This is a genomic window from Cytobacillus spongiae (genome assembly GCF_021390075.1).
In genome coordinates this window covers 208876-228776 of record NZ_CP089998.1, presented here as the reverse complement: position 1 = coordinate 228776, position 19901 = coordinate 208876, and the positions used below count along the sequence as shown (strand labels likewise).

Here is a 19901-nt window from a genome sequence, read left to right as displayed (position 1 = left end):
TCCTTACCTGTGATATCCTTGTTTTGACAGAATTATTAGAAAATGAGGAGGAATTGGATTGAAAAAGAAAAAAATCATAAGTGTGGGTTTATCAGTCGGGTTACTATCTGGAATGCTGGCGACCGGGGGAATGGCTGCTCCCTCAGACAAAGCTCATTTCCAAATGAACAAGAAAGCGGGAACACCGGAATTCGTGTCAGGCTTACTATCGTCTCCATCTGGAAAAAAACCAGAGTCTGTCGTCCTTTCTTTCGTAGAGCAGAACAAAAAAACATTCAAACTTTCTGACCAAAAAGCGGACGAGCAGTTCAAAGTCCTATCAGTCGAAAAAGACACTCTTGGTAACAAAGTAGTCCGGATTCAGCAAACATATAAGGGAGTTCCTGTTTGGGGATCAACACAGTCTGCTGTTGTTAAAGAAAATGGGGTGCTTCAAGCATTCTCGGGTTCCGTTGTATCAGATTTAGATAAGAAAGTGTCTACATCCAAGAAGAAAGTAAACGCGAAAAAAGCCTTAAAAATTGCAAAAAATGACCTGGGGCTGGATCCAAAATTAGAAAAAGACGCAAAACCTGAACTCGTCGTCTATTCAGAGGGTGATTCTGCATCTTTCGCTTATTTTGTAAACTTAAATTATCTGGAGCCGTCACCTGGTAACTGGAATTATTTTATTGATGCAAAGACAGGAAAGATATTAAATAAATACAATGACATGCACGAAGTAACCGGGACGAATCAAGTGGGAACGGGTAAAGGGGTATTGGGTGACTCAAAACCTCTCAATACCACTCTTTCCAGCGGGAAGTACTATTTACAGGATAATACGAGGGGAAATGGTGTGTTTACATACAACATGAACAACCGTACGTTCTTCCCGCAATTCTTCTTGCCGGGAACACTGTGGTCTGATAGCGATAATGTCCTGAATGATGCATATGATGCTCCAGCAGTGGACGCTCACTATTTCGCAGGAGTCACGTACGATTACTATAAGGATCACTTCAACCGTAATTCATACGATAATCAAGGTGCCAAGTTAGTGTCATCCGTTCATTACGGAAGCGGATATAACAACGCGTTTTGGAACGGTTCACAGATGGTGTATGGAGATGGAGACGGTACCACCTTTGCCCCGTTATCAGGAGGCATTGATGTTGTTGCACATGAATTGACTCACGCTGTGACAGATTTTACTTCTGATCTTGTGTATCAAAATGAATCAGGGGCATTGAACGAGGCCATTTCAGATATCTTCGGTACATTGGTTGAATATGAGAATGGATCGAACCCGGATTTCGAAATTGGAGAAGATATCTACACGCCTGGTACTGCTGGAGATGCCCTCCGTTCCATGAGTGACCCGTCGAAATATGGCGATCCTGATCATTACTCAAAGCGTTATACGGGAACTGCTGATAATGGCGGGGTTCATACCAATAGCGGGATCATCAACAAACAGGCTTTCTTATTGAGTGAAGGCGGTACTCATTACGGCATCACCGTTCCTGGAATCGGACGTGAGAAGCTCGGTGACATCTACTATCGAATGAACACTGTATACCTTACAGCTTCCTCCACTTTCAGTCAGGCCCGAGCAGCAGCTGTTCAATCAGCAACTGACATATATGGCAGCAGTTCGGCAGAAGTGAATGCAGTAAAGCTATCTTTTGATGCAGTTGGAATTAAATAAGGAGTGCACCTGACTAGAAACGGATTTCCCCACTGGGTTTTTCCATGATGATCGTTAGATGCCAGGTTGAAAAATAAAAAAAGCGAATCCTTCAGTACCAAGAAAGTACTGAAGGATTCGCCTTTTATTAACGATTATTGTCCTGTCTCGGCAAAGGTCTTGATGCGATGGCTGATTTCATCACGTACACGCTGGAAGAAGGCCCATTTCTCTTCCTCTGTCCCTTCTGCTTTCGCTGGGTCATCAAATCCCCAGTGCTCTCGTTTGACGTGGGGAGGTGTCACAGGACATTTATCTGCTGCATCTCCACATAAAGTGACGACTAAATCGGCACTATTCAATATGTCGGGATCGATTATGTCCGAAGTTTGGTTAGAAATATCTACTCCTGCTTCTTTCATCGCTTTTACCGCATTTGGATTAAGTCCGTGCGCTTCAATCCCTGCACTCCTCACATCCCACTCGTCTCCTAAGTGTTGCTTCGCCCATCCCTCTGCCATTTGGCTCCGGCAAGAGTTTCCAGTACATAAAAAGTATAGTGTTTTTTTAGACATGCTCATCAAGCTCCTTTATGAATTAGTTTTACGAAATGATCATTAACCAGATATATAGCCCGATTAATGTAATGAATAATGTTGGTACTGTCAATATGATTCCAGTTTTAAAATACTGCCCCCAAGAAATTTTAACACCTTTCAAAGATAGGACATGTAGCCATAATAAAGTTGCCAAGGAACCTATCGGGGTTATTTTCGGGCCCAGGTCTGAACCGATGACATTGGAATAAATAAGTGATTCTCTGATCACACCCGTCGTATCTGTATCCATTATGGCGATTGCATCGATCATCACAGTCGGCATATTATTCATGACGGATGACAGGATGGCTGCAATGAATCCCATTGATATCGTTGCGACGAAAAGCCCTTCATCTGCCGCAGCTTGTATTACATTGGATAATACATCTGTGAGTCCTACATTACGCAATCCATATACGACTACATACATACCAATAGAGAAGAACACTATTGCCCACGGAGCCCCTTTAATGACGGTTTTCGTGTTGACTGCAGAACTTCTTCCAGCCATCAGCAAGAAGAAAATCGATACAACACCTGCAATAATGGATACAGGGATGTTCAGTGATTCACTTATAAAGTAACCAATGAGAAGAATACCCAGGACGATCCAGGATAACTTAAACATTTTCCGGTCCCTGATCGCTTCGACCGGCTTCTTTAATTGGCTCGCATCATAATCCTTTGGAATGCTTTTTCGAAAGAACAAATAGAGGACCAGGATGCTTGCAAACAATGAAAAGAAGTTTGGAATGATCATTCTTGATGCATATTCAACAAATCCAATATCGAAGAAATCCGCTGACACGATATTGACCAGGTTACTGACAACCAAGGGCAATGAAGTGGTATCGGCAATAAAGCCGCTTGCCATGATAAAAGGAAACACCATCTTCTCTTCGAATTTCAAATTCCTCACCATGGCCAAAACAATCGGTGTCAAGATCAATGCTGCCCCATCATTGGCAAAGAAGGCTGCCACTACCGCCCCCAACAGGGATACGTAAACAAACATCTTAATCCCATTTCCTTTCGCCGCTCTGGCCATATGCAGAGCAGACCATTCGAAAAAGCCGATTTCATCCAAGATTAAAGATATAATGATAATGGCGATGAATGCTAATGTCGCGTTCCATACGATGCCTGTTACAGCTAAAACATCCTGGAAATCAACCACACCTACCAATAACGCCAAAACCGCTCCTCCACAGGCAGACCAGCCGATGGATAAACCTTTAGGCTGCCAAATAACCAAAACCAATGTAGCTACAAAGATGATGGTCGCTAAAATGACTGATAACACGTAAAGTCCTCCTACTCCTGACAAGAAATACGCAATCCTTGTTTTTCTAATTGTGTCATTCGATAATCTTGATCTGGTAAGTGTTCCAGCAAGCTTTGAATGAAAGGATATGTATCGCATTCTTTGTTAATAGAGTAAAAAACCCATTGACCCTTTCTTGATTCACTTACAAGACCTGCATCCTTTAGTTTCCGGATATGTTGAGAGACAGCTGGTTGACTGATCTTGAAGATTTCTACGAATTCACATACACAAAAGTCATTTGTGCTTAATAGTTTCACCATGGTTAGACGGGTTTTATCCCCAAGAAGTTTCAGCATCATTGCCGCTCTATCCATTTCGACTAACGAAGTAAGCATAGAAACACCCCCAAATCAATATTACTTGCTTATGAAAGCTCAAATAGTAAGAGATCTAAAGTTGAGCTTTACATATAAGCTAATGCTTATATAATAAAATACTTATATGCTTATTTCAATAGTTAATTTGTATTTTTTTCAGTTATCCAGCCGACATAAACAAAATTCATTGAGTGCAGATAAGCTTTTGAGTTAAAGAGGGCTCTGAAGGGATCAGTAATCTGTACCAATACTCCATGACAAGCATTTCTCATCGCTTCAAAGGATATTTAAAAGCCCTTGATCATCGACCAAGGGCTTTTAAGATTACAACTTAGGATTTAGTGGTTAACGGCTTTATCCATACCACCTGGCTTATTATGCACTGCCAGTTTATCAATGAGCTTATTACTCTCCGTATTCAAGCCGATCAACGTTACTTTAACTCCGTTTTGATGGTATTTAATCATTATTTTATCGATGGCACCTACAGCGGAATCATCCCATAAATGGGCGTGAGTCAAATCAAGCGTAACTTCTTTTACATCTTCGTTGAAATTGAAACTTTCAACAAACTCAGTCACAGAAGCAAAGAATAATTGCCCGGATACTCTGTAAACCTTCTTATGAGTTTCCTCTGAAGCCATTGTTGTTATATTGACTTTTGAAATTTTCGAAGCAAAGAATACTGCACTTAAGATGATTCCAACCAGGACCCCTTTGGATAGATCATGTGTGATTAATACAGTTATAACCGTGACCAACATGACCAGTGTATCGGTAAACGGTGTTTTGTCCAGATTCTTTAATGATGACCAGTCAAATGTCCCGATAGAAACCATAAACATGACACCCACAAGGGCAGCCATTGGAATTTGAACAAGGAAATCATTTAATACAAGGATTAGAACCATTAAGAATAGACCGGCAACAAGAGCTGACAATCGACCTCTTCCTCCCGATTTCACGTTGATGACAGATTGTCCAATCATCGCACACCCTGCCATACCGCCAAAAAATCCCGAAACGATATTGGCAATACCTTGTCCTCTTGCTTCCTTATTCTTATTACTCGTTGTATCCGTCATATCGTCAACGATAGAAGCAGTCAAAAGGGACTCAACCAACCCAACGATTGCGATGGATAGAGAATATGGAAAAATGATCTGCAACGTTTCAAGCGTTAAAGGAATATCCGGAAGTAAGAAAAGGGGTAAGGTCTGTGATAGCTCCCCCATATCTCCAACGGTACGAACACCACTTCCTGTCAACACGGCAAAGACCGTTACTGCAATAATGGCTACCAACGCTGAAGGCACAGCCTTGGTGAAACGTGGTAAAATGTAAATGATTGCAAGGGCTGCTGCCACCATGGCATACATCATCCAGGACTGGTCCACAAAGTGAGGTAATTGAGCTGTAAAGATCAGGATGGCCAACGCGTTCACGAAACCTACCATAACAGAACGTGGGACAAACTTCATTAAACGTCCTAGTTTAAGGACACCCATGACAATTTGGATCACCCCTGTTAAGATCGTAGCTGCCAGTAAATATTGCAACCCATGATCTGCCACTAATGTGGTCATCAGCAAAGCGGTTGCCCCTGTTGCAGCTGAAATCATACCTGGCCGCCCACCTACAAATGCAATAACAACGGCAATACAAAATGAAGCGTATAGTCCCACCATTGGGTCTACACCTGCAATGATCGAGAAGGCGATTGCCTCAGGAATCAATGCCATGGCAACCACTATACCTGACAGCACATCCCCTCTAATATTCCCAAACCATTCATATTTAATTTTTTCACTAAAGATCATAATGCACCTCTTTCGATTAGTTGTGACTTTCAACTCTCATGAAAGTCGGGGCCGTTTGACACAAAGGACATTATATAATGGATCAGATCATTTGTGAAATGGTAATGAAAACGCAAACAACAGTCATTTCCTTTCATTTTCTCCCTATTTCATCATTAAACTATCCTACTTCAAACACATGTAAAAATCTTATCATTCTATAAAGGGTTTTGATTGATTGTATAGAATTAAATACTAAATGGTTTCATTGGATGGAGGAAATGCAATGTTCAAACATATTCTTCTTGCAACAGATGGCTCTGAACATTCTTTAAGAGCCGGTGAAAAAGCGATTGCGCTGGCTAGCTGCCATGAGCGCTCGAAGATGGATATCGTGTATGTAGTCGACGGAAAGCAATCAAAAGACGATATCCTACAGAATTGGGGATTGGATGCCAATGATAGACGAAGGCAGAAACTGCAAATGATCGAACAAAAGGCCAAACATAATGGAATTCTTTATGACATTATATTTTTGCATGGGGAGCCTGGTCCGACGATTGTTGAATATGCAAATACACATGATTATGACGCAGTTGTCATAGGAAGCCGGGGCTTGAATGTTTTTCAGGAAATGGTACTCGGAAGCGTCAGCCACAAAGTTGCCAAACGGGCAAAATGTCCAGTTCTGATCGTGAAATAGAGAAAGACTTCCTGTATGGAAGTCTTTTTTTCAATCCTTGAGCAAATAGTTTAGAATCATAGAAACCTTTCTCTCCATGCAATTTCGTTATGTTTCGCCCCTTCAACACTCTCAAAGCGGCAATCCTGAACTTTATCTTTGAGCAATCGATAGACCTTCCTGCTTGATTCGATATAGGTTAAATCATCCGGGTTTTCTGAATTTTCTTTTGTGCCGATATCCAGGTAAAAACCCTCGACCTGCGATAGTTCACTTTCTTCGATCAAGTTCTCTACTTGGATTTGGTTGAACCAATAGGCAGATGAGAGAGAGGACACTCTTTTGATAACGTGGGGGTATATACACGCAGTTTATGTAGTGATCAGTCCGCCCAATGAGCTCCCCCGGGACTTTTCTGGATTGGTGAGGTATGTATGATCAATCGTGGCTTTAAGTCATTTACTATGTAGTCAATATAATCCTTTCCCTCTCCTCCGACCGATGTTCTACTCTCATCAAATACATTCCCCATGGCCGAGCTCTGCCATGGACCATATTCATCCAAACGCTTTAATCCTTCGATGCAGTCAATACCCACCACAATGAGATCCATATTGGACTTATCTAAGATTCTCCTATTCACCATACCATGCCATATCCTGCATCTTCATCAACATTGTACCTTCTGGTTTCAATCACATAATAATCATTGGGTAGATAAACACGAACGGTTCTCTTTGACTTTAAAGGTGTTATGGTTACTTCAATATGATCATACATTCGTATACTCCTTCATTTTTTTTAGTGTAATGTGAATGGTACTGTTTCCCGTGTAAGTTCATAAATTTCAAATGAAAAGAGGAATTAAACCATTTCAATGGCCCAATACATAAAAAGGCACACCTCCTTTTTGGAAGTGCACCTTCACATATCTACCTATTCACTCTCGCTACGATTATATGAGCTTTCAGGAAGTGTATCCCAGAAAGAAGTGTCCACTTCATCAATAGAACCGTCTGCTATCGCCTTTGCAGTAGCATCTAAGCTAATGACTGCTTGTTTAATGAGATAACCATTGCTTTTTTGTCCAAGAACATAATCTTCTCTATAGTGATCAGCCATGCCTCTCATTTCGAAAAGAAGTGTCGCAATTCCATACTCAACAGCCAGTCCATTTCTGCTTATGGTTGGCGCTGTACCACCTACATATTTAGACAGTGTCCCGAATCCACGGCTTTCAACAGAATTATACAGGACCGATCCAAGTTGCTTGGACCTTTCCACGACTTTAGGATCTACATGATCATTGGTCGGATATAGAATCGAACCAGACACAAGCTTGTCAGTATCTCCCAGAGTGGTTTCAGCTCCCTGATGATGAAGGTCGATCATGAAATCCGGCATATACTTCTGAAGGACATTTTCATGAAGAGCTTTGGTTTCTGGCTGATTGCGATCCACGTGATCCCGATTCAAGTCCACATTATTCGCATTATACCTTGTATGAGTCCCCGCTACATACTCTTCCAGTGAGAAATCAACATCGCTTTCTGCTCCATCGACATTCAATCTTGGAGCAACCAATATGTTTACTTTTTGGAGCATTTCTTTCACACCTTTAGAATTCGACGTAAGATGCTTGATGAATTGCAGGGCCCCTTCAGTCGTAAGTGCCTCATTTCCATGCTGCTGAGTTAAACAAAGGACTGTCGGGTTATCATCATTGTTCCCGAATTGTGCAAGGTAAAGATCTCTTCCTGTGACCGATTGACCATATACTTCTAAAGTGACCTTTCCTCTTCTCAAAAATGAACCGTTAGAACCGAAATACGGAATAGCGTGTGGATCATAAGTCTTATCATGTCAGGAAATCACAGACCATTTTCATTCTATTGGAGGAAGACTAACTATTCAGTCACAAAAGGAGAGAAGCTGTGAACACTACAGCTTCTCACTCGAACCCGAACCCCATCCCCTTTACTTCAGTCCGTAAACCTTTCCGGAACCATCCACGTAAATGCTTTTTATGAGGGTTCTCTGGAAAGCATCATTCTGTTTTTTCCCCGTCACATCAATTGTCACATTATAGACGCCTTCTTCAAGCTTCGGTAATTTGGAATTCTTTGCTTTTATTTTACTCTGTTTCAACTTTCCATTTTTGTAATACTCAATGATGATTTCCTGTTTAAGTTTAAACTTGTTGTCTTTTGCTTTCATACTGATTTTATCCTGTGCAAATTGTAAACTTAATGCATCATTCATCATACTCTCGAAAGAAACTCGTAATAGATACTTTTCCCGTGATGAAGATGAAGCATCAACTGTCCACTCCCCCGGTGCCGGATCGTTAACCGTCACCGTATGATGATAAGCACCTTTAAAGTACTCGCTTTCGTCTTTCTGTACTTTGAAAGATGAAGTTGCTTTATTTGTTGGATCAACTAAGGTTATCTGTGATGATGGGCTGTTGCTAATCCAATCAAAGGTTACAGATTGTGCACCATGTTCCACTATAACCTTTTCTTGTTTTCTTCCATGATAATCTCCTCCCCTGACAACAGAGACAATCTCATCTTCATTACTTGATTGGATGGTACTTTGTGTTTTATGACCCGTCGTTTCGGTTCCTTCGTTCAAGTAAGTCTTGAATAAATTAAATGTGGATGAGCCCTCCTTTATTGTGTAATGATTCCATTCTCCCACTTTTAATTCAGTACCATATGGGAGCCTGGAACTGCTGACCGTAACAGCCCCATCATTACTTCCATAAGCACGAAGATACAAACCTCCCCAGTACAGAGAGCTTCCAAAGCTTCCCCACTTCGTACCGCCAAAGGTGTAGATTGGATTTCGGTTTACATTGGGATGTTGATCGGTTTCAGAACGGAAGTAATCCATATACCCTGTCTGCAAAGAATAAGTAGCATCATTCTTGCTTCCGAGGATCCCAGTTAACCAACCTGCCCAGCTGCTATAGGCAAGGTCCGCCAATTGGGAACCATAATGGGGTGTCGAAAGGGTAATGACCCTCGCAACATAGGGATAGGCACCGTAGTGGACAAGTGCTGATTGCGTGTCGATTCCACCCTTACTATGCGCAACCACCACTACCTTCTCACCGTAGTATGTGTAAATGTCCCTGATTTTCTGGGCAAGGAGAGCACCGTTATCCCACATATTCTTGGTTGGATACAAATCGATGAAAGCCGTTTCGTATCCATTTTGATAGGCGGTGTCGTACATATTGTTTTCGTTCCACCAAGTATTGGAAGAACTATTTAAACCGTGAACAAACAGAACAGGATGTTTTGAAGGAGCAACAATTGAAGGAGTCGTACCCACATACCATTGCCCTGGAACCCCTGAAGGGTCATCTTTCCCAAATGATCCTGCCTGACTCCAGCCAGGAAGAAACAATACGAATGCAAGAACAGTCACACATACCTTTTTAATCATACCCTCTCTCCTTTTTCAGTTGATAGAAACCTATAAAGTATATCGGCAGAATTCTAAACATATAACTGAACTTACATCATTAGGGAGGAAAGGACTAATCCTCCAAGCAATAAGAAAAACTTTCTTCTTACTCAATTGAGGAATGGTCTTTCACCGAATAAATCAGATTTAATCATTTAACCGTCCCCCTCTTTCAAATTCACTGTTAAAATAGGGATATAAACTATATTGAAAGGGATGCTCTATGCCTGATTGGTCTTATCATGGAATATTTAAACCTGTTTTATCTAAGCTTCCTTCACATATATCCAGGGAGTTTATCCATAAAGGGATGAGCCTTATTTCTTCTCTTCCACAAGGGCCACACATCATCCATTTCCTGGGTAGGGAAGAATGTTCTCCCCGCCTGAAGAAAGAGATCGATGGGCTGGTATGTGTAAATCCTGTTGGATTGTCCGGTAAAATCGATCCATTATTATCCGGTACATCTGCCTTTACCCATCTGGGATTTGGTTTTATTGAAATAGGTCCTGTCACCATACATCCTGCAAGAAATTCCGCTTATCCTATAGCAGATCATCATAAGAAGCAGATTACATTCCAAGATCCCCCTGAATCCATTGGATTAAAGGAAACTCTAAAGAAATTAAAGAAACATAGTAAAAAGCAACCATTTATCATTCGCTTATCCGGAAGCCCTGAAGAAATATCCAGTATGATGGAACATTTAGACATTTATGCGGATGCTTATATACTAGAGGGAAATGAGCAACATCCAACTATTCATAGCAATAAACCAATGTATCTCTCGAACCCTGACATGACAGACCGCCACACTCTGAACAATCAGGATACAGCAGGAATCGTCGTAGAAGAAGATGAGCTTGATGCTCTCATATCAAGAATCCGTTCCTATCGTGAGGCTTACCCGGATCTTTCGATTATTTCTTCAGGCGGCGTCCTTGAACCGTGTCATGCGCTGAAACTTTTAAATGCCGGGGCGGACCTTATTCTGCTTTCTGATGGATATGTCTTTTCTGGACCGGGATTAACCAAACGTATTAACGAAGCATTACTTGATGATTTGAATGATCACCCCCCTCCACAAAAAGGGTGGTTTTCGTATTGGGTATTTGGCTTATTTATTTTTATAGGGGGGCTCTTGGCTCTCCTTTTCAGCTTAACGTCTGTGATTCTCCCCTATGACGAACAGTATTTGGGGATGCAGAGGGAAACTATTTCAGGATTTAATGACTCTATAGTGAAATTCATGGCTCACGACAGGATGACGTTGGCAGGTACTATGATGTCAGGTGGGATTGTCTATATGCAGCTCGCTTATCACGGAGTAAGGAGACGTCTTCTTTGGGCTAAACAATCCATTGATATTGGAGCCTCAACCGGCTTTTTGGGGATACTATTATTTATCGGATTTGGATACTTTGACTGGCTGCATCTTGTATTCTGGCTCATATTGCTGCCTTTTTATATTCATGGTTGGGTTCATACGAGAGAGACAAGAGGTACACCCTCTTCTGGAAATCGAAGAAATCACAGCAATTGGTTACAAGCGCTTTATGGCCAGCTTGCCTTTGTCGTACTTGGATTTTCATTCGTTGTTGGGGGACTTACGATTTCTTACTATGGTGTGACGTCTGTTTTTGTTCCGACAGATCTACTTTACCTATGTATGACACCGGATATACTGAATGAGTTCAATCAAAATCTCATTCCGGTTATTGCCCATGATCGAGCAGGATTCGGCAGTGCCTTATTCAGTGTCGGACTACTGGTGCTGACGCTCTCTCTTTGGGGGTTTCAACAAGGAAGCCGGTGGGTATGGTGGACCCTGTTAGTTGGTGGGCTCCCTGCCTTCATAGCCGGCATATATATCCATTTTGCCATCGGCTACACTTCTTTTATCCACCTTCTGCCTGCCTATATCGCCCTTTTCTTATTTGTAATAGGGTTAAAAAAATCATATTCCTTTTTACATCAAGAAAAAGACATGATCTGACCATTGCCATATCCAAGAAGGATATGGTTTTTTCCTATCACAAACGTTAAAATTTTGTAAACTTCCACTCACCTCTTTTATTTCGGTCTGTTCTCATGTTATAGTTCCTATATTCGAATTCGATATCGAATCCCGATATTGGGATCCAATATATGGAGGTGATTGATTGGAAGATAAAGTATTACGAAAACTCTTTCTCGGGTTTATCCAAATCCATATTCTTCATCATGCGAAAGAAGCTCCCATTTACGGGACTTGGATGTTGGATGAATTAAGAGAACATGGGTACAGCATAAGTTCAGGTACGCTGTATCCCATCCTTCACACGATGGAGACGGATGGACTCCTGACAAAAAAAGAAAAAAATGTAGAAGGTAAAATCCGTAAATATTATTCGACTACGGAGAAAGGGAATGCAGTATTACAAGAAGCAAGACATAAAGCGTATGAGTTATTTAAGGAAATCAAAGATTCATAAAGAAGGTGAAATAATCGTGAATACATCAGGAAAGTTAAAGTCACTCTTAGAAATACTGATCATATCAACGAGACTCGGTCTTACATCTTTTGGAGGACCTGTTGCCCATTTAGGCTATTTTCATGAAGAATATGTCCGGAGAAGAAAATGGCTGGATGAGAAAAGTTACGCCGATCTCGTAGCCCTATGCCAATTCCTCCCCGGACCAGCCAGCAGCCAGGTGGGCATGGGGATTGGGATCATGCGGGCAGGTGTGTTAGGAGGAATTGTTTCATTTTTAGGCTTCACCCTTCCATCGGTCGTCGCTTTAATCCTGTTTGCCATCATTCTTCAAAGTCTAGATGTGGCTGATGCAGGTTGGATACATGGACTAAAGATTGTCGCTGTCGCTGTAGTGGCCCATGCAATCATAGGAATGGCACAGAAGCTGACACCTGATTTAAAGAGAAAAGCCATTGCACTATTAGCATTAGTGATCATTTTATTATGGCAAACGGCATTTTCACAGATTGGTGTCATTGTCCTTTCTGGTTTCATCGGGTTCCTTCTGTTTAGACAACAGACTACAGACAGTGAAGCGAGAGTGAACTTCCCCATTTCGAGGAGGTTTGCAGCTTTCTGTTTAACCTTGTTTTTCGGTTTGCTTATTCTTCTTCCAGTCTTGAGGGATGTGACGTCCCTGGGATGGATCGCCTTACTTGATAGTTTTTATCGTTCAGGATCGTTGGTTTTTGGGGGCGGACATGTTGTATTGCCTCTTCTTGAAAGGGAGTTTGTCCCAACCGGCCTCCTATCAGAAGAGGCGTTTTTAGCAGGATATGGTGCTGCCCAGGCAGTTCCAGGACCACTATTCACCTTTGCAGCTTACATTGGTGCAGTGATCAATGGATGGCAGGGCGGATTGCTTGCAACGTTCGCTATTTTTCTCCCTGCTTTTCTCCTTATAGTAGGTACGCTGCCATTTTGGGATACCCTCCGTCGGAATCCCAAAATAAAAGGGGCCCTGATGGGTGTGAATGCTGCCGTGGTAGGAATCCTCATCGCAGCATTCTATCAACCGATATGGACCTCTTCCATCATTTCTTCACTGGACTTTGCCTTTGCAGCCGTACTGTTCAGCATGCTGGTCTTCTGGAAAATACCGCCATGGATAGTCGTGTTAACGGGAGCAGTCGGCGGACTGTTGATGAGTTACATTTAAGCAGGACGGATAAAGACAGTGAGTGTGTCATAGCTTTTTAGGGCCATGTTCATATCATGAGAATAGGATTCATTGGCAGGAACATATATAGTATGAAAGATTCATATTAAAGGAATGACCCAGGTAAATGAATACCCGGGTCATTTTTTATCTTTTGATGAATCTGTAAGCGAGATACGCTATGTAAAGGGGTGTTGCAATATAAATTAAATAAGGAAATTCCTCGTAAGTCCCTTTATAAATGACGAAAAGGAGTGCACCAATGAAGAGTGTCACGATCGTGCCATATTTCGGCAGTGGTACTTCCTTAAGACTGGGGATTCGTATCCTGCTCACCATGAGGAAGCACATGGCGGTGAAAATGACCGTTGTCACAATGTTCGGGATGAAATTTCCGAAGAGCGTGAGAATCGCAAGAATACCTCCTGCAGCCGTGATCGGAACCCCCACAAAATAGTGAAGGGACGATTTGGGAGGGCTTGTATTGAACCTCGCCAGGCGATAAGCACCAAATAAAGGAAATAAACCAGCTACAATAAATCCTAATAATCCAAATTGAAAGAAATATGTATAATACACAAGAAATGATGGAGCAATACCAAACGTGACAATATCCGCTAAAGAGTCCAGTTCTTTGCCCAGTACACTATCCGCCTTAAGCATCCTCGCCAGTCTTCCATCCATGCTGTCCAGCATCATACCAATGATAATTAGTATGGCTGCATTTTTAAATTGTCCGTTTGCGGCAAATCCGATCGATAAGAAACCGCAGTACAGATTCCCCAATGTGACCATATTGGGTATTTTTTTGGTTAGTTTCATCTTTAATCCTCACTCTGTCAAAAAGTATATTAAGTCTAGAATAACATGTTCCTTTCATACATAAAGGAATGTCTTGAAAAAAATTCATGAAGTGACATGAATTTTTATTATAAGCCTTTACAAATACTTTGTTGATAATTTATTGCAAAAGAGTTCAGTGTATCCCCCTTTATATTATCACATTTAGAATACAGGTGGCTGTCCATACTAGTAAAGGAGTATGTTGGTAAAGGAAAATCGGTGATTATTGATATGGTCAGTCAAAAAGCGTCACGAAAATCATCGCTTTTATTTCGAGTGATTGGCCTCTGCATTGTAAAACCTTCATAAATAAAGTTGAAACTCTTTATAGGTCTTATTCGTATATTTTTGTATAAAGCTATATTAAATTTCCACGCTGTATACTAATCCACTTCGGGTTTTGTTATCATTTAACTATGAAGTGACGAAGACGATTTGAAGGAAAGGGATGATTGTAATGACTGGCACCATTGCTGTTATCATGATTTTTTCGATACCCCTACTCGGTATCATAACCGACCACTTCCAAAAACAATCCAAGATGAAGCAAAAGATGATAGAAGACCAACTTGAGCTGGAAAGACTGAAACACGATAACTTTGTGATTGAGACTCAGAAATTAAGACTTGAATTAGAACAGATGAACGTGAAAGACTCCAAAGAAAAATCAAAAATACTATAACCATGGCGCTGGGATATCCCTGGCGTTTTTGTTTGGATAAAGTAAAAACTCTAATACGCCTGTCAAGGAATTCACTTTTCAGCATCCTAAAAACTACTTAAAAAAGGACAGTCTCTACATCCCTTTTCGTCTTGGCCCTCATTCCAAATATTCATCAGCAAGATTTGAGTTTAGATATCTTGCCATGCCCGTCTTCACTTTTTTCAATCCATGTTTTTTATAGAATTCTTCATTGCCGGTGGTGGAGATTAATAGAACACATGAGATCTCCTGCAGCTTTTTTAATAAATCATCCATGATGAGACTTGCGATCCCATTTCCTTGGTATTCACGATGGACCACTACATCATAAATAGTTGCATTGAACACACCATCGGTTAGTGCTCTTCCCACCCCCACTACCTTGCCACAACATATAGCTAACGAAAGAATGTCACTTCTTATGAACACCTTTTCAATTGCCTCATCACTATGTTTCATCCAACCTACTGAATGATAAATTTCCTTGATCTCCCCCACCTGGTCTGGATCAAATCTGTTCTGAATCATGATTTTCATTAAGCCGGTCCTCCCCCTCAACGAGCTTTTCCACCTGAAATGTCTTATGCTAAATGATTAGGCGTCATCGTATAAAAAAGAACTAAGAAGGTGCTGAACACCTTTTTAGTTCTATTTCAGAAGAAATCGTTGAGCTTGGTTGATGATTATTCAGTAAAACGTATCATTCCACTGCATGAAACTCAGAATTTTCTATACAATATTGTATAAAAAATACAGGTAAGGGTCAATGGAATTTTCCCTTCTGTCTATTCTTTCAACTCTTCTTTGAAAGTTGACACAACTTCATTCATTTTCATCATACCAACGTTCCCTTCCTTCCTTTTACGGAGTGAAACAGATGAACTTTTCATTTCCTTATCCCCTATCACCATCATATAGGGAACTTTTTGAAGTTCTGCTTCCCTTATCTTTAACCCTATCTTTTCTTCACGATCATCCAGTTCCACCCTAAATCCTTCTTTCTCCAATTGTGACTTAAGGTCCTGAGCATATAAATGATGTGCATTGGCTATCGGAAGAATTTTAACCTGATAAGGAGCTAACCAAAGGGGGAAATTCCCTCCGAAATGTTCGATGATAATGGCGAGAAACCGTTCGAGTGATCCGTATATGGCCCGGTGGATCATAATGGGCCTTAACACCTGGTTTCCTTCCCCGATATATTCACATTCAAAGTTATCCGGCATTTGGAAATCAAGTTGTACTGTACCGCACTGCCAGCTCCGTCCCAGGCAATCCATAATATGAAAGTCTATCTTAGGCCCATAAAAGGCACCATCCCCTTCGTTTACTTGATAATTCACTCCTCTTTCTTTCAATACTGCCTCCAGATCACTTTCAGCCTTATCCCATAGCTCAAGGGACCCCATAAAATCTTCTGGTTGAGTCGACAGTTCTACCATATAGTCAAATCCAAATCGGTTATAAAAGACATCGATAAGATCCAATACTTTATGAAGCTCTGATCGAATTTGATCTTCCCTTACGAATAGATGGGCGTCATCCTGAGTGAACGACCGAACTCTCAATAACCCACTTAAAGAACCGGAGAGCTCGTGTCTATGAACCAACCCAAGTTCGCCGTATCTGAGAGGAAGCTCCCGGTAGCTGCGCCTTTTGCTTTTATAAATCAGGACTGCTCCAGGACAACTCATCGGTTTGATGGCATAGTTCTGATCATCTACCTCTGAGAAATACATATTCTCATGGTAATGATCCCAGTGCCCCGATTTCTCCCACAATTCCTGCTTCATCATGATGGGTGTCCTGATCTCCTGGTAGCCTGCTTTTCTATGCTCCTTTTTCCAAAAGTCCTCCAGTTCATTTCGCAAGAGCATCCCTTTCGGTAAATAAAAGGGCATTCCAGGCGCTTCCTCCATAGAAATGAATAATTCAAGCTCCTGGCCGATCTTCCTGTGATTTCTCTTTTCTACTTCAGATTGAATTGACATATTGTTTCCTCCTACTGCTCATTTTTTATATAAAAAAACCACACTCATCCCTGTATAAGGGACGAATGCGGTCGTGGTACCACCCTTTTTTCGAAAAAGCTGCATAAAACAGCTCTTCGCTCAAGTAACATAACGGTTTTCCCGATTATGGATACTGATCATACTGATCGTTCCCCATAATAGCTCTGAGGTGGTAAATCATCTTTTTTTCTTCAGGGCTTTCAGCCAATGACCCTATTCTCTGATAAGAAAACGGTAGAAGATTCATATCCTCTTCATCGCACATCGTATTCAATTCAATAAAAAAACCGCACTCATCCCTTACAAGGGACGAGTGCGGTCGTGGTTCCACCCTAATTCCGAAGTGTCAAATAAACGCTTCGCTCAAGCAAGATAACGGTTTCCCGATTATGGATACTGTTCGTTCCCCATAATAGCTCCGAGGTGGTAAATCATTCATTTTTCTTCAGGGCTTCCAGCCAATGACCCTGCTCTCTGATAATTAAGAAAAAGGGAATGATTCATGTCCTCTTCTCAGCTTTCTCATAGTATATGCCATTCGTAATAAATTTGTTAAAGAAATTATATGGTAGTAATTTCTAACTGTCAAGAGTTATGAATAAAATACAACAAGAATGATCCCAACAAGGAGAAGTCGATATATGGCAAAGGGAAGGAGCTTGATTTTATTGATCACCTTTAGGAAAAAATGGATCGACAGATACGCAAAAAGAAAAGCACTCAAAAATCCAGCCAGTAAAAAAGGTAAAAATTCAGGCGTGAAGTACATCCAGTTATTCAATAGGGAAATGGAACTTGCTCCAAACATGATTGGTACAGCCATGATGAATGTAAAGTCAGCTGCTGCCCGGTAGCTTAATCCCAGTAAAACACCTCCTGAGATGGTTGAACCGGATCTTGAAAAACCTGGCCATAGTGACAAACATTGGATCAGACCAATGATGAATGCTTTTTTTTATGGGTAATCTGATCGACAGTTTTCACCATTGACTCTTTAGGTCTATACCAATCCGCTGCAATCATTAGAAATGCTCCTACCGTTAAACCAATAAGGACTGTATTCACTGAAAATAGGTGTTTATCAATATACTCCTCAAATACTAATCCCAGAATCACCGCAGGAAGTAATCCCGTAAAGATATGGGAAAGTTTTAACCTGGATGAATGGCTTTTAGTTTGATTTATCCCCAGTAAATCTTTAAATCTCTCTCTGAATACGATGACAACTGCCAATATTGAGCCCAGTTGTATGACGACCTTAAATGTATTTGCCGGATATTTACCTAGTACTTTTTTTGATTTAATCCACAGATCGTCTACTAAAATCATATGACCCGTTGAAGACACGGGAGCGAACTCCGTAAGTCCTTCGACCATACCAAGAATAATTGCTTTTAATAACACAATGAAATCCATTTATCATTTCTCCTCTGTCCATTTATACATTTGGTATAACAGACAGTTAAGAAAGGTAATTGGAGTGGAATTTGACAATGCCTGTAAATCCGGCTGAATCCCCATGAATATATGGGTTCTGTCGGCGGGGATGCAGCTTCGGGGAAATGTCATGATGACTCCCCTCAAACAGAGGGTTCCCTTTCCCTTCCATATTCTTCGTCATGAAAAGAGGAGATAAAGGAAATGAAAAGGCGGCAAGTTCATCATGTTGATCTTGATGCTGTGTGACTTTTTCACTGATAAAATTCTCATATTCCCCAACGCCCTGAAACATTCTGAAAGAGTAAAGTAATACAAACAGCAATCTCTCCATCATTTCCCCTCCCGTTCATGATAATCTAGAATATCTTACTACAACCCCCAGAGGACGACAATATCTATTTTTTCTCAAATAAAAAGCTCATTACAGAGGCATATCACTTCCCCTGCACTGAGCTTCCTTTCCGTTTTAATGAATATCTTTCTTCTTGAACCGCCCCCCTCTTACTTCAGCTATATCGGCAATGGCCAGAAACGCTGAGGGGTCGTGTTCTGCGACGATATCTTTAAGCTTCGCCTCTTCAAGGCGGGTGATGACACAGAAGATGACTTTCTTATCATCTCCTGAAAAGGCTCCTTCACCCTTCAGGTAGGTTACTCCTCTCCCCAATCGGTGAAGGAGAGCATCACCGATTTCCTCATAGTTTTCACTTATGATCCATACAGATTTGGATTCGTCTAACCCTTTGATGGTAATGTCAATCATCTTGAACGCCACGTAGTAAGCTAATAGTGAATACATGGCTCTATCCCAGCTGAACACAAATCCAGCCGACGCCAGAATGAATAGGTTTACAAACATGATGATTTCCCCAACTGAGAAGGGGAGCTTTTTGCTTGTCAGGATAGCAAGGATTTCCGTTCCATCGAGAGATCCTCCGTAGCGAATGACCAAACCGACTCCTATCCCGAGAACGATTCCCCCGAATAAAGAAGCCAGTAGAATGTCTTGTGTGAATGCAGGGACAGGATGAAGGAACGTAGTAGACGTAGATAAAATAATGATGCCGTATAGCGTGGAAAATGCGAAGGTTTTTCCGATTTGTTTATACCCGATGAAAAAAAAGGGGATGTTCAAAATAAAGATGAATAGTCCGAGCTTAACGCCTGTAATATGTGAAAGAATGATGGAAACGCCTACGATCCCTCCATCAATGACCTGATTCGGCACCAGGAATATCTCAAGACCCACCGCCATGATCACCGCCCCGATGGTGATGAGGACAGCTCTTTTCACCACTTCTTTCAAAGGGATCTTCTTATGCTTGATTTTCACTTGCTGCATTTGTTGTATTACCTGA

19 protein-coding genes, 1 pseudogene and 2 other annotated features are annotated in these 19901 nt (G+C 41.3%); of the genes and pseudogenes, 6 read left to right on the top strand and 14 right to left on the bottom strand.

The features are described 5' to 3' along the window. Positions 1–112: 112 nt before the first annotated feature. Positions 113–1690: a M4 family metallopeptidase gene (locus LS684_RS21610; protein ID WP_432418850.1), complete on the top strand. Its 1578-nt coding sequence runs from the start codon at positions 113–115 to the stop codon at positions 1688–1690. A 134-nt stretch (positions 1691–1824) separates the two neighbouring features. On the opposite strand, the gene arsC is transcribed toward LS684_RS21610, so the two are convergent. The 4 genes from arsC to LS684_RS21590 all read right to left on the bottom strand — a co-directional run bounded on the left by arsC (position 1825) and on the right by LS684_RS21590 (position 5732). Next, positions 1825–2244, bottom strand: a complete 420-nt coding sequence (arsC, locus tag LS684_RS21605) for an arsenate reductase (thioredoxin) (protein ID WP_169215825.1) — start codon at positions 2242–2244, stop codon at positions 1825–1827. Between the two features lie 28 nt (positions 2245–2272). After that, the gene (locus LS684_RS21600; protein WP_169215826.1) at positions 2273–3571 is read right to left on the bottom strand and encodes an arsenic transporter; all 1299 of its coding nucleotides are present in this window, start codon (positions 3569–3571) and stop codon (positions 2273–2275) included. Between the two features lie 11 nt (positions 3572–3582). Further along, positions 3583–3930, bottom strand: coding sequence for an ArsR/SmtB family transcription factor (locus tag LS684_RS21595; RefSeq protein WP_225003116.1), 348 nt, complete (start codon positions 3928–3930; stop codon positions 3583–3585). A 320-nt stretch (positions 3931–4250) separates the two neighbouring features. Beyond that, positions 4251–5732 (bottom strand): SulP family inorganic anion transporter, encoded by a 1482-nt coding sequence (locus tag LS684_RS21590; protein WP_233811862.1) that lies wholly within the window; start codon positions 5730–5732, stop codon positions 4251–4253. A 265-nt stretch (positions 5733–5997) separates the two neighbouring features. On the opposite strand from LS684_RS21590, the gene LS684_RS21585 reads away from it, so the two are divergent. After that, positions 5998–6414: a universal stress protein gene (locus LS684_RS21585; protein ID WP_169215828.1), complete on the top strand. Its 417-nt coding sequence runs from the start codon at positions 5998–6000 to the stop codon at positions 6412–6414. A 361-nt stretch (positions 6415–6775) separates the two neighbouring features. Here LS684_RS21585 and LS684_RS21580 read toward each other — a convergent pair whose 3' ends face one another. The 4 genes from LS684_RS21580 to LS684_RS21565 form a co-directional block, all read right to left on the bottom strand. Next, complete coding sequence (locus tag LS684_RS21580) at positions 6776–7039, bottom strand: alpha/beta hydrolase (RefSeq protein ID WP_233811861.1); 264 nt, start codon at positions 7037–7039, stop codon at positions 6776–6778. Next, the gene (locus tag LS684_RS21575; RefSeq protein WP_233811860.1) at positions 7033–7173 is read right to left on the bottom strand and encodes a hypothetical protein; all 141 of its coding nucleotides are present in this window, start codon (positions 7171–7173) and stop codon (positions 7033–7035) included. The genes LS684_RS21580 and LS684_RS21575 overlap by 7 nt, the downstream gene beginning before the upstream one ends. 156 nt (positions 7174–7329) lie before the next feature. Then, positions 7330–8199 carry a M14 family metallopeptidase gene (locus tag LS684_RS21570; RefSeq protein WP_233811859.1) on the bottom strand — a complete coding sequence of 290 codons (870 nt, stop codon included), beginning with the start codon at positions 8197–8199 and terminating at the stop codon, positions 7330–7332. Between the two features lie 171 nt (positions 8200–8370). Next, positions 8371–9849 carry an esterase/lipase family protein gene (locus LS684_RS21565; RefSeq protein ID WP_233811858.1) on the bottom strand — a complete coding sequence of 493 codons (1479 nt, stop codon included), beginning with the start codon at positions 9847–9849 and terminating at the stop codon, positions 8371–8373. A gap of 244 nt (positions 9850–10093) precedes the next feature. Between LS684_RS21565 and LS684_RS21560 the strand changes: the two genes are divergently transcribed. From LS684_RS21560 to LS684_RS21550, 3 genes are all read left to right on the top strand, one after another. Further along, entirely contained in the window at positions 10094–11866 is a 1773-nt protein-coding gene (locus LS684_RS21560; RefSeq protein WP_233811857.1) for a beta/alpha barrel domain-containing protein, read from the top strand. A gap of 166 nt (positions 11867–12032) precedes the next feature. After that, positions 12033–12344 (top strand): PadR family transcriptional regulator, encoded by a 312-nt coding sequence (locus tag LS684_RS21555; RefSeq protein WP_169215831.1) that lies wholly within the window; start codon positions 12033–12035, stop codon positions 12342–12344. Between the two features lie 16 nt (positions 12345–12360). Next, the gene (locus LS684_RS21550) at positions 12361–13545 is read left to right on the top strand and encodes a chromate transporter (protein ID WP_432418840.1); all 1185 of its coding nucleotides are present in this window, start codon (positions 12361–12363) and stop codon (positions 13543–13545) included. A gap of 147 nt (positions 13546–13692) precedes the next feature. Here the strand turns inward: LS684_RS21550 and pssA are convergent, their stop codons facing one another. Beyond that, a complete protein-coding gene (gene pssA, locus LS684_RS21545) occupies positions 13693–14367 on the bottom strand; it encodes a CDP-diacylglycerol--serine O-phosphatidyltransferase (protein ID WP_169215833.1) in 675 nt (224 codons plus the stop codon). Positions 14368–14845: 478 nt separating this feature from the next. Between pssA and LS684_RS21540 the strand changes: the two genes are divergently transcribed. After that, entirely contained in the window at positions 14846–15070 is a 225-nt protein-coding gene (locus LS684_RS21540; RefSeq protein ID WP_233811856.1) for a hypothetical protein, read from the top strand. A gap of 138 nt (positions 15071–15208) precedes the next feature. On the opposite strand, the gene LS684_RS21535 is transcribed toward LS684_RS21540, so the two are convergent. From LS684_RS21535 to LS684_RS21515, 5 genes and pseudogenes are all read right to left on the bottom strand, one after another. Continuing rightward, on the bottom strand, positions 15209–15628 hold the full coding sequence (locus LS684_RS21535) for a GNAT family N-acetyltransferase (protein ID WP_233811855.1): 420 nt from the start codon (positions 15626–15628) through the stop codon (positions 15209–15211). A gap of 248 nt (positions 15629–15876) precedes the next feature. Then, a complete protein-coding gene (gene thrS, locus LS684_RS21530; RefSeq protein ID WP_233811854.1) occupies positions 15877–17082 on the bottom strand; it encodes a threonine--tRNA ligase in 1206 nt (401 codons plus the stop codon). 54 nt (positions 17083–17136) lie between these two features. Then, positions 17137–17370, bottom strand: a binding site (T-box leader). Positions 17371–17405: 35 nt separating this feature from the next. Then, positions 17406–17627: a binding site (T-box leader), on the bottom strand. Between the two features lie 68 nt (positions 17628–17695). Further along, positions 17696–18519: pseudogene (locus LS684_RS21525) on the bottom strand (undecaprenyl-diphosphate phosphatase). Positions 18520–18565: 46 nt separating this feature from the next. After that, the gene (locus LS684_RS21520; RefSeq protein ID WP_233811853.1) at positions 18566–18877 is read right to left on the bottom strand and encodes a hypothetical protein; all 312 of its coding nucleotides are present in this window, start codon (positions 18875–18877) and stop codon (positions 18566–18568) included. Between the two features lie 132 nt (positions 18878–19009). Further along, positions 19010–19885 carry a YitT family protein gene (locus LS684_RS21515; protein ID WP_432418849.1) on the bottom strand — a complete coding sequence of 292 codons (876 nt, stop codon included), beginning with the start codon at positions 19883–19885 and terminating at the stop codon, positions 19010–19012. Positions 19886–19901 lie beyond the last annotated feature (16 nt).

Excerpts from the sequence above, each read along its gene's own strand:
- LS684_RS21575 (WP_233811860.1), bottom strand. The coding sequence starts at position 7,173 with ATGTATGATCATATTGAAGTAACCATAACACCTTTAAAGTCAAAGAGA.
- thrS (WP_233811854.1), bottom strand. The coding sequence starts at position 17,082 with ATGTCAATTCAATCTGAAGTAGAAAAGAGAAATCACAGGAAGATCGGC.
- LS684_RS21610 (WP_432418850.1), top strand. The coding sequence starts at position 113 with ATGCTGGCGACCGGGGGAATGGCTGCTCCCTCAGACAAAGCTCATTTC.
- LS684_RS21535 (WP_233811855.1), bottom strand. The coding sequence starts at position 15,628 with ATGAAAATCATGATTCAGAACAGATTTGATCCAGACCAGGTGGGGGAG.
- LS684_RS21565 (WP_233811858.1), bottom strand. The coding sequence starts at position 9,849 with ATGATTAAAAAGGTATGTGTGACTGTTCTTGCATTCGTATTGTTTCTT.
- LS684_RS21540 (WP_233811856.1), top strand. The coding sequence starts at position 14,846 with ATGACTGGCACCATTGCTGTTATCATGATTTTTTCGATACCCCTACTC.
- LS684_RS21580 (WP_233811861.1), bottom strand. The coding sequence starts at position 7,039 with ATGGTGAATAGGAGAATCTTAGATAAGTCCAATATGGATCTCATTGTG.
- LS684_RS21585 (WP_169215828.1), top strand. The coding sequence starts at position 5,998 with ATGTTCAAACATATTCTTCTTGCAACAGATGGCTCTGAACATTCTTTA.
- arsC (WP_169215825.1), bottom strand. The coding sequence starts at position 2,244 with ATGTCTAAAAAAACACTATACTTTTTATGTACTGGAAACTCTTGCCGG.
- pssA (WP_169215833.1), bottom strand. The coding sequence starts at position 14,367 with ATGAAACTAACCAAAAAAATACCCAATATGGTCACATTGGGGAATCTG.
- LS684_RS21515 (WP_432418849.1), bottom strand. The coding sequence starts at position 19,885 with ATGCAGCAAGTGAAAATCAAGCATAAGAAGATCCCTTTGAAAGAAGTG.
- LS684_RS21595 (WP_225003116.1), bottom strand. The coding sequence starts at position 3,930 with ATGCTTACTTCGTTAGTCGAAATGGATAGAGCGGCAATGATGCTGAAA.
- LS684_RS21560 (WP_233811857.1), top strand. The coding sequence starts at position 10,094 with ATGCCTGATTGGTCTTATCATGGAATATTTAAACCTGTTTTATCTAAG.
- LS684_RS21520 (WP_233811853.1), bottom strand. The coding sequence starts at position 18,877 with ATGATGGAGAGATTGCTGTTTGTATTACTTTACTCTTTCAGAATGTTT.
- LS684_RS21590 (WP_233811862.1), bottom strand. The coding sequence starts at position 5,732 with ATGATCTTTAGTGAAAAAATTAAATATGAATGGTTTGGGAATATTAGA.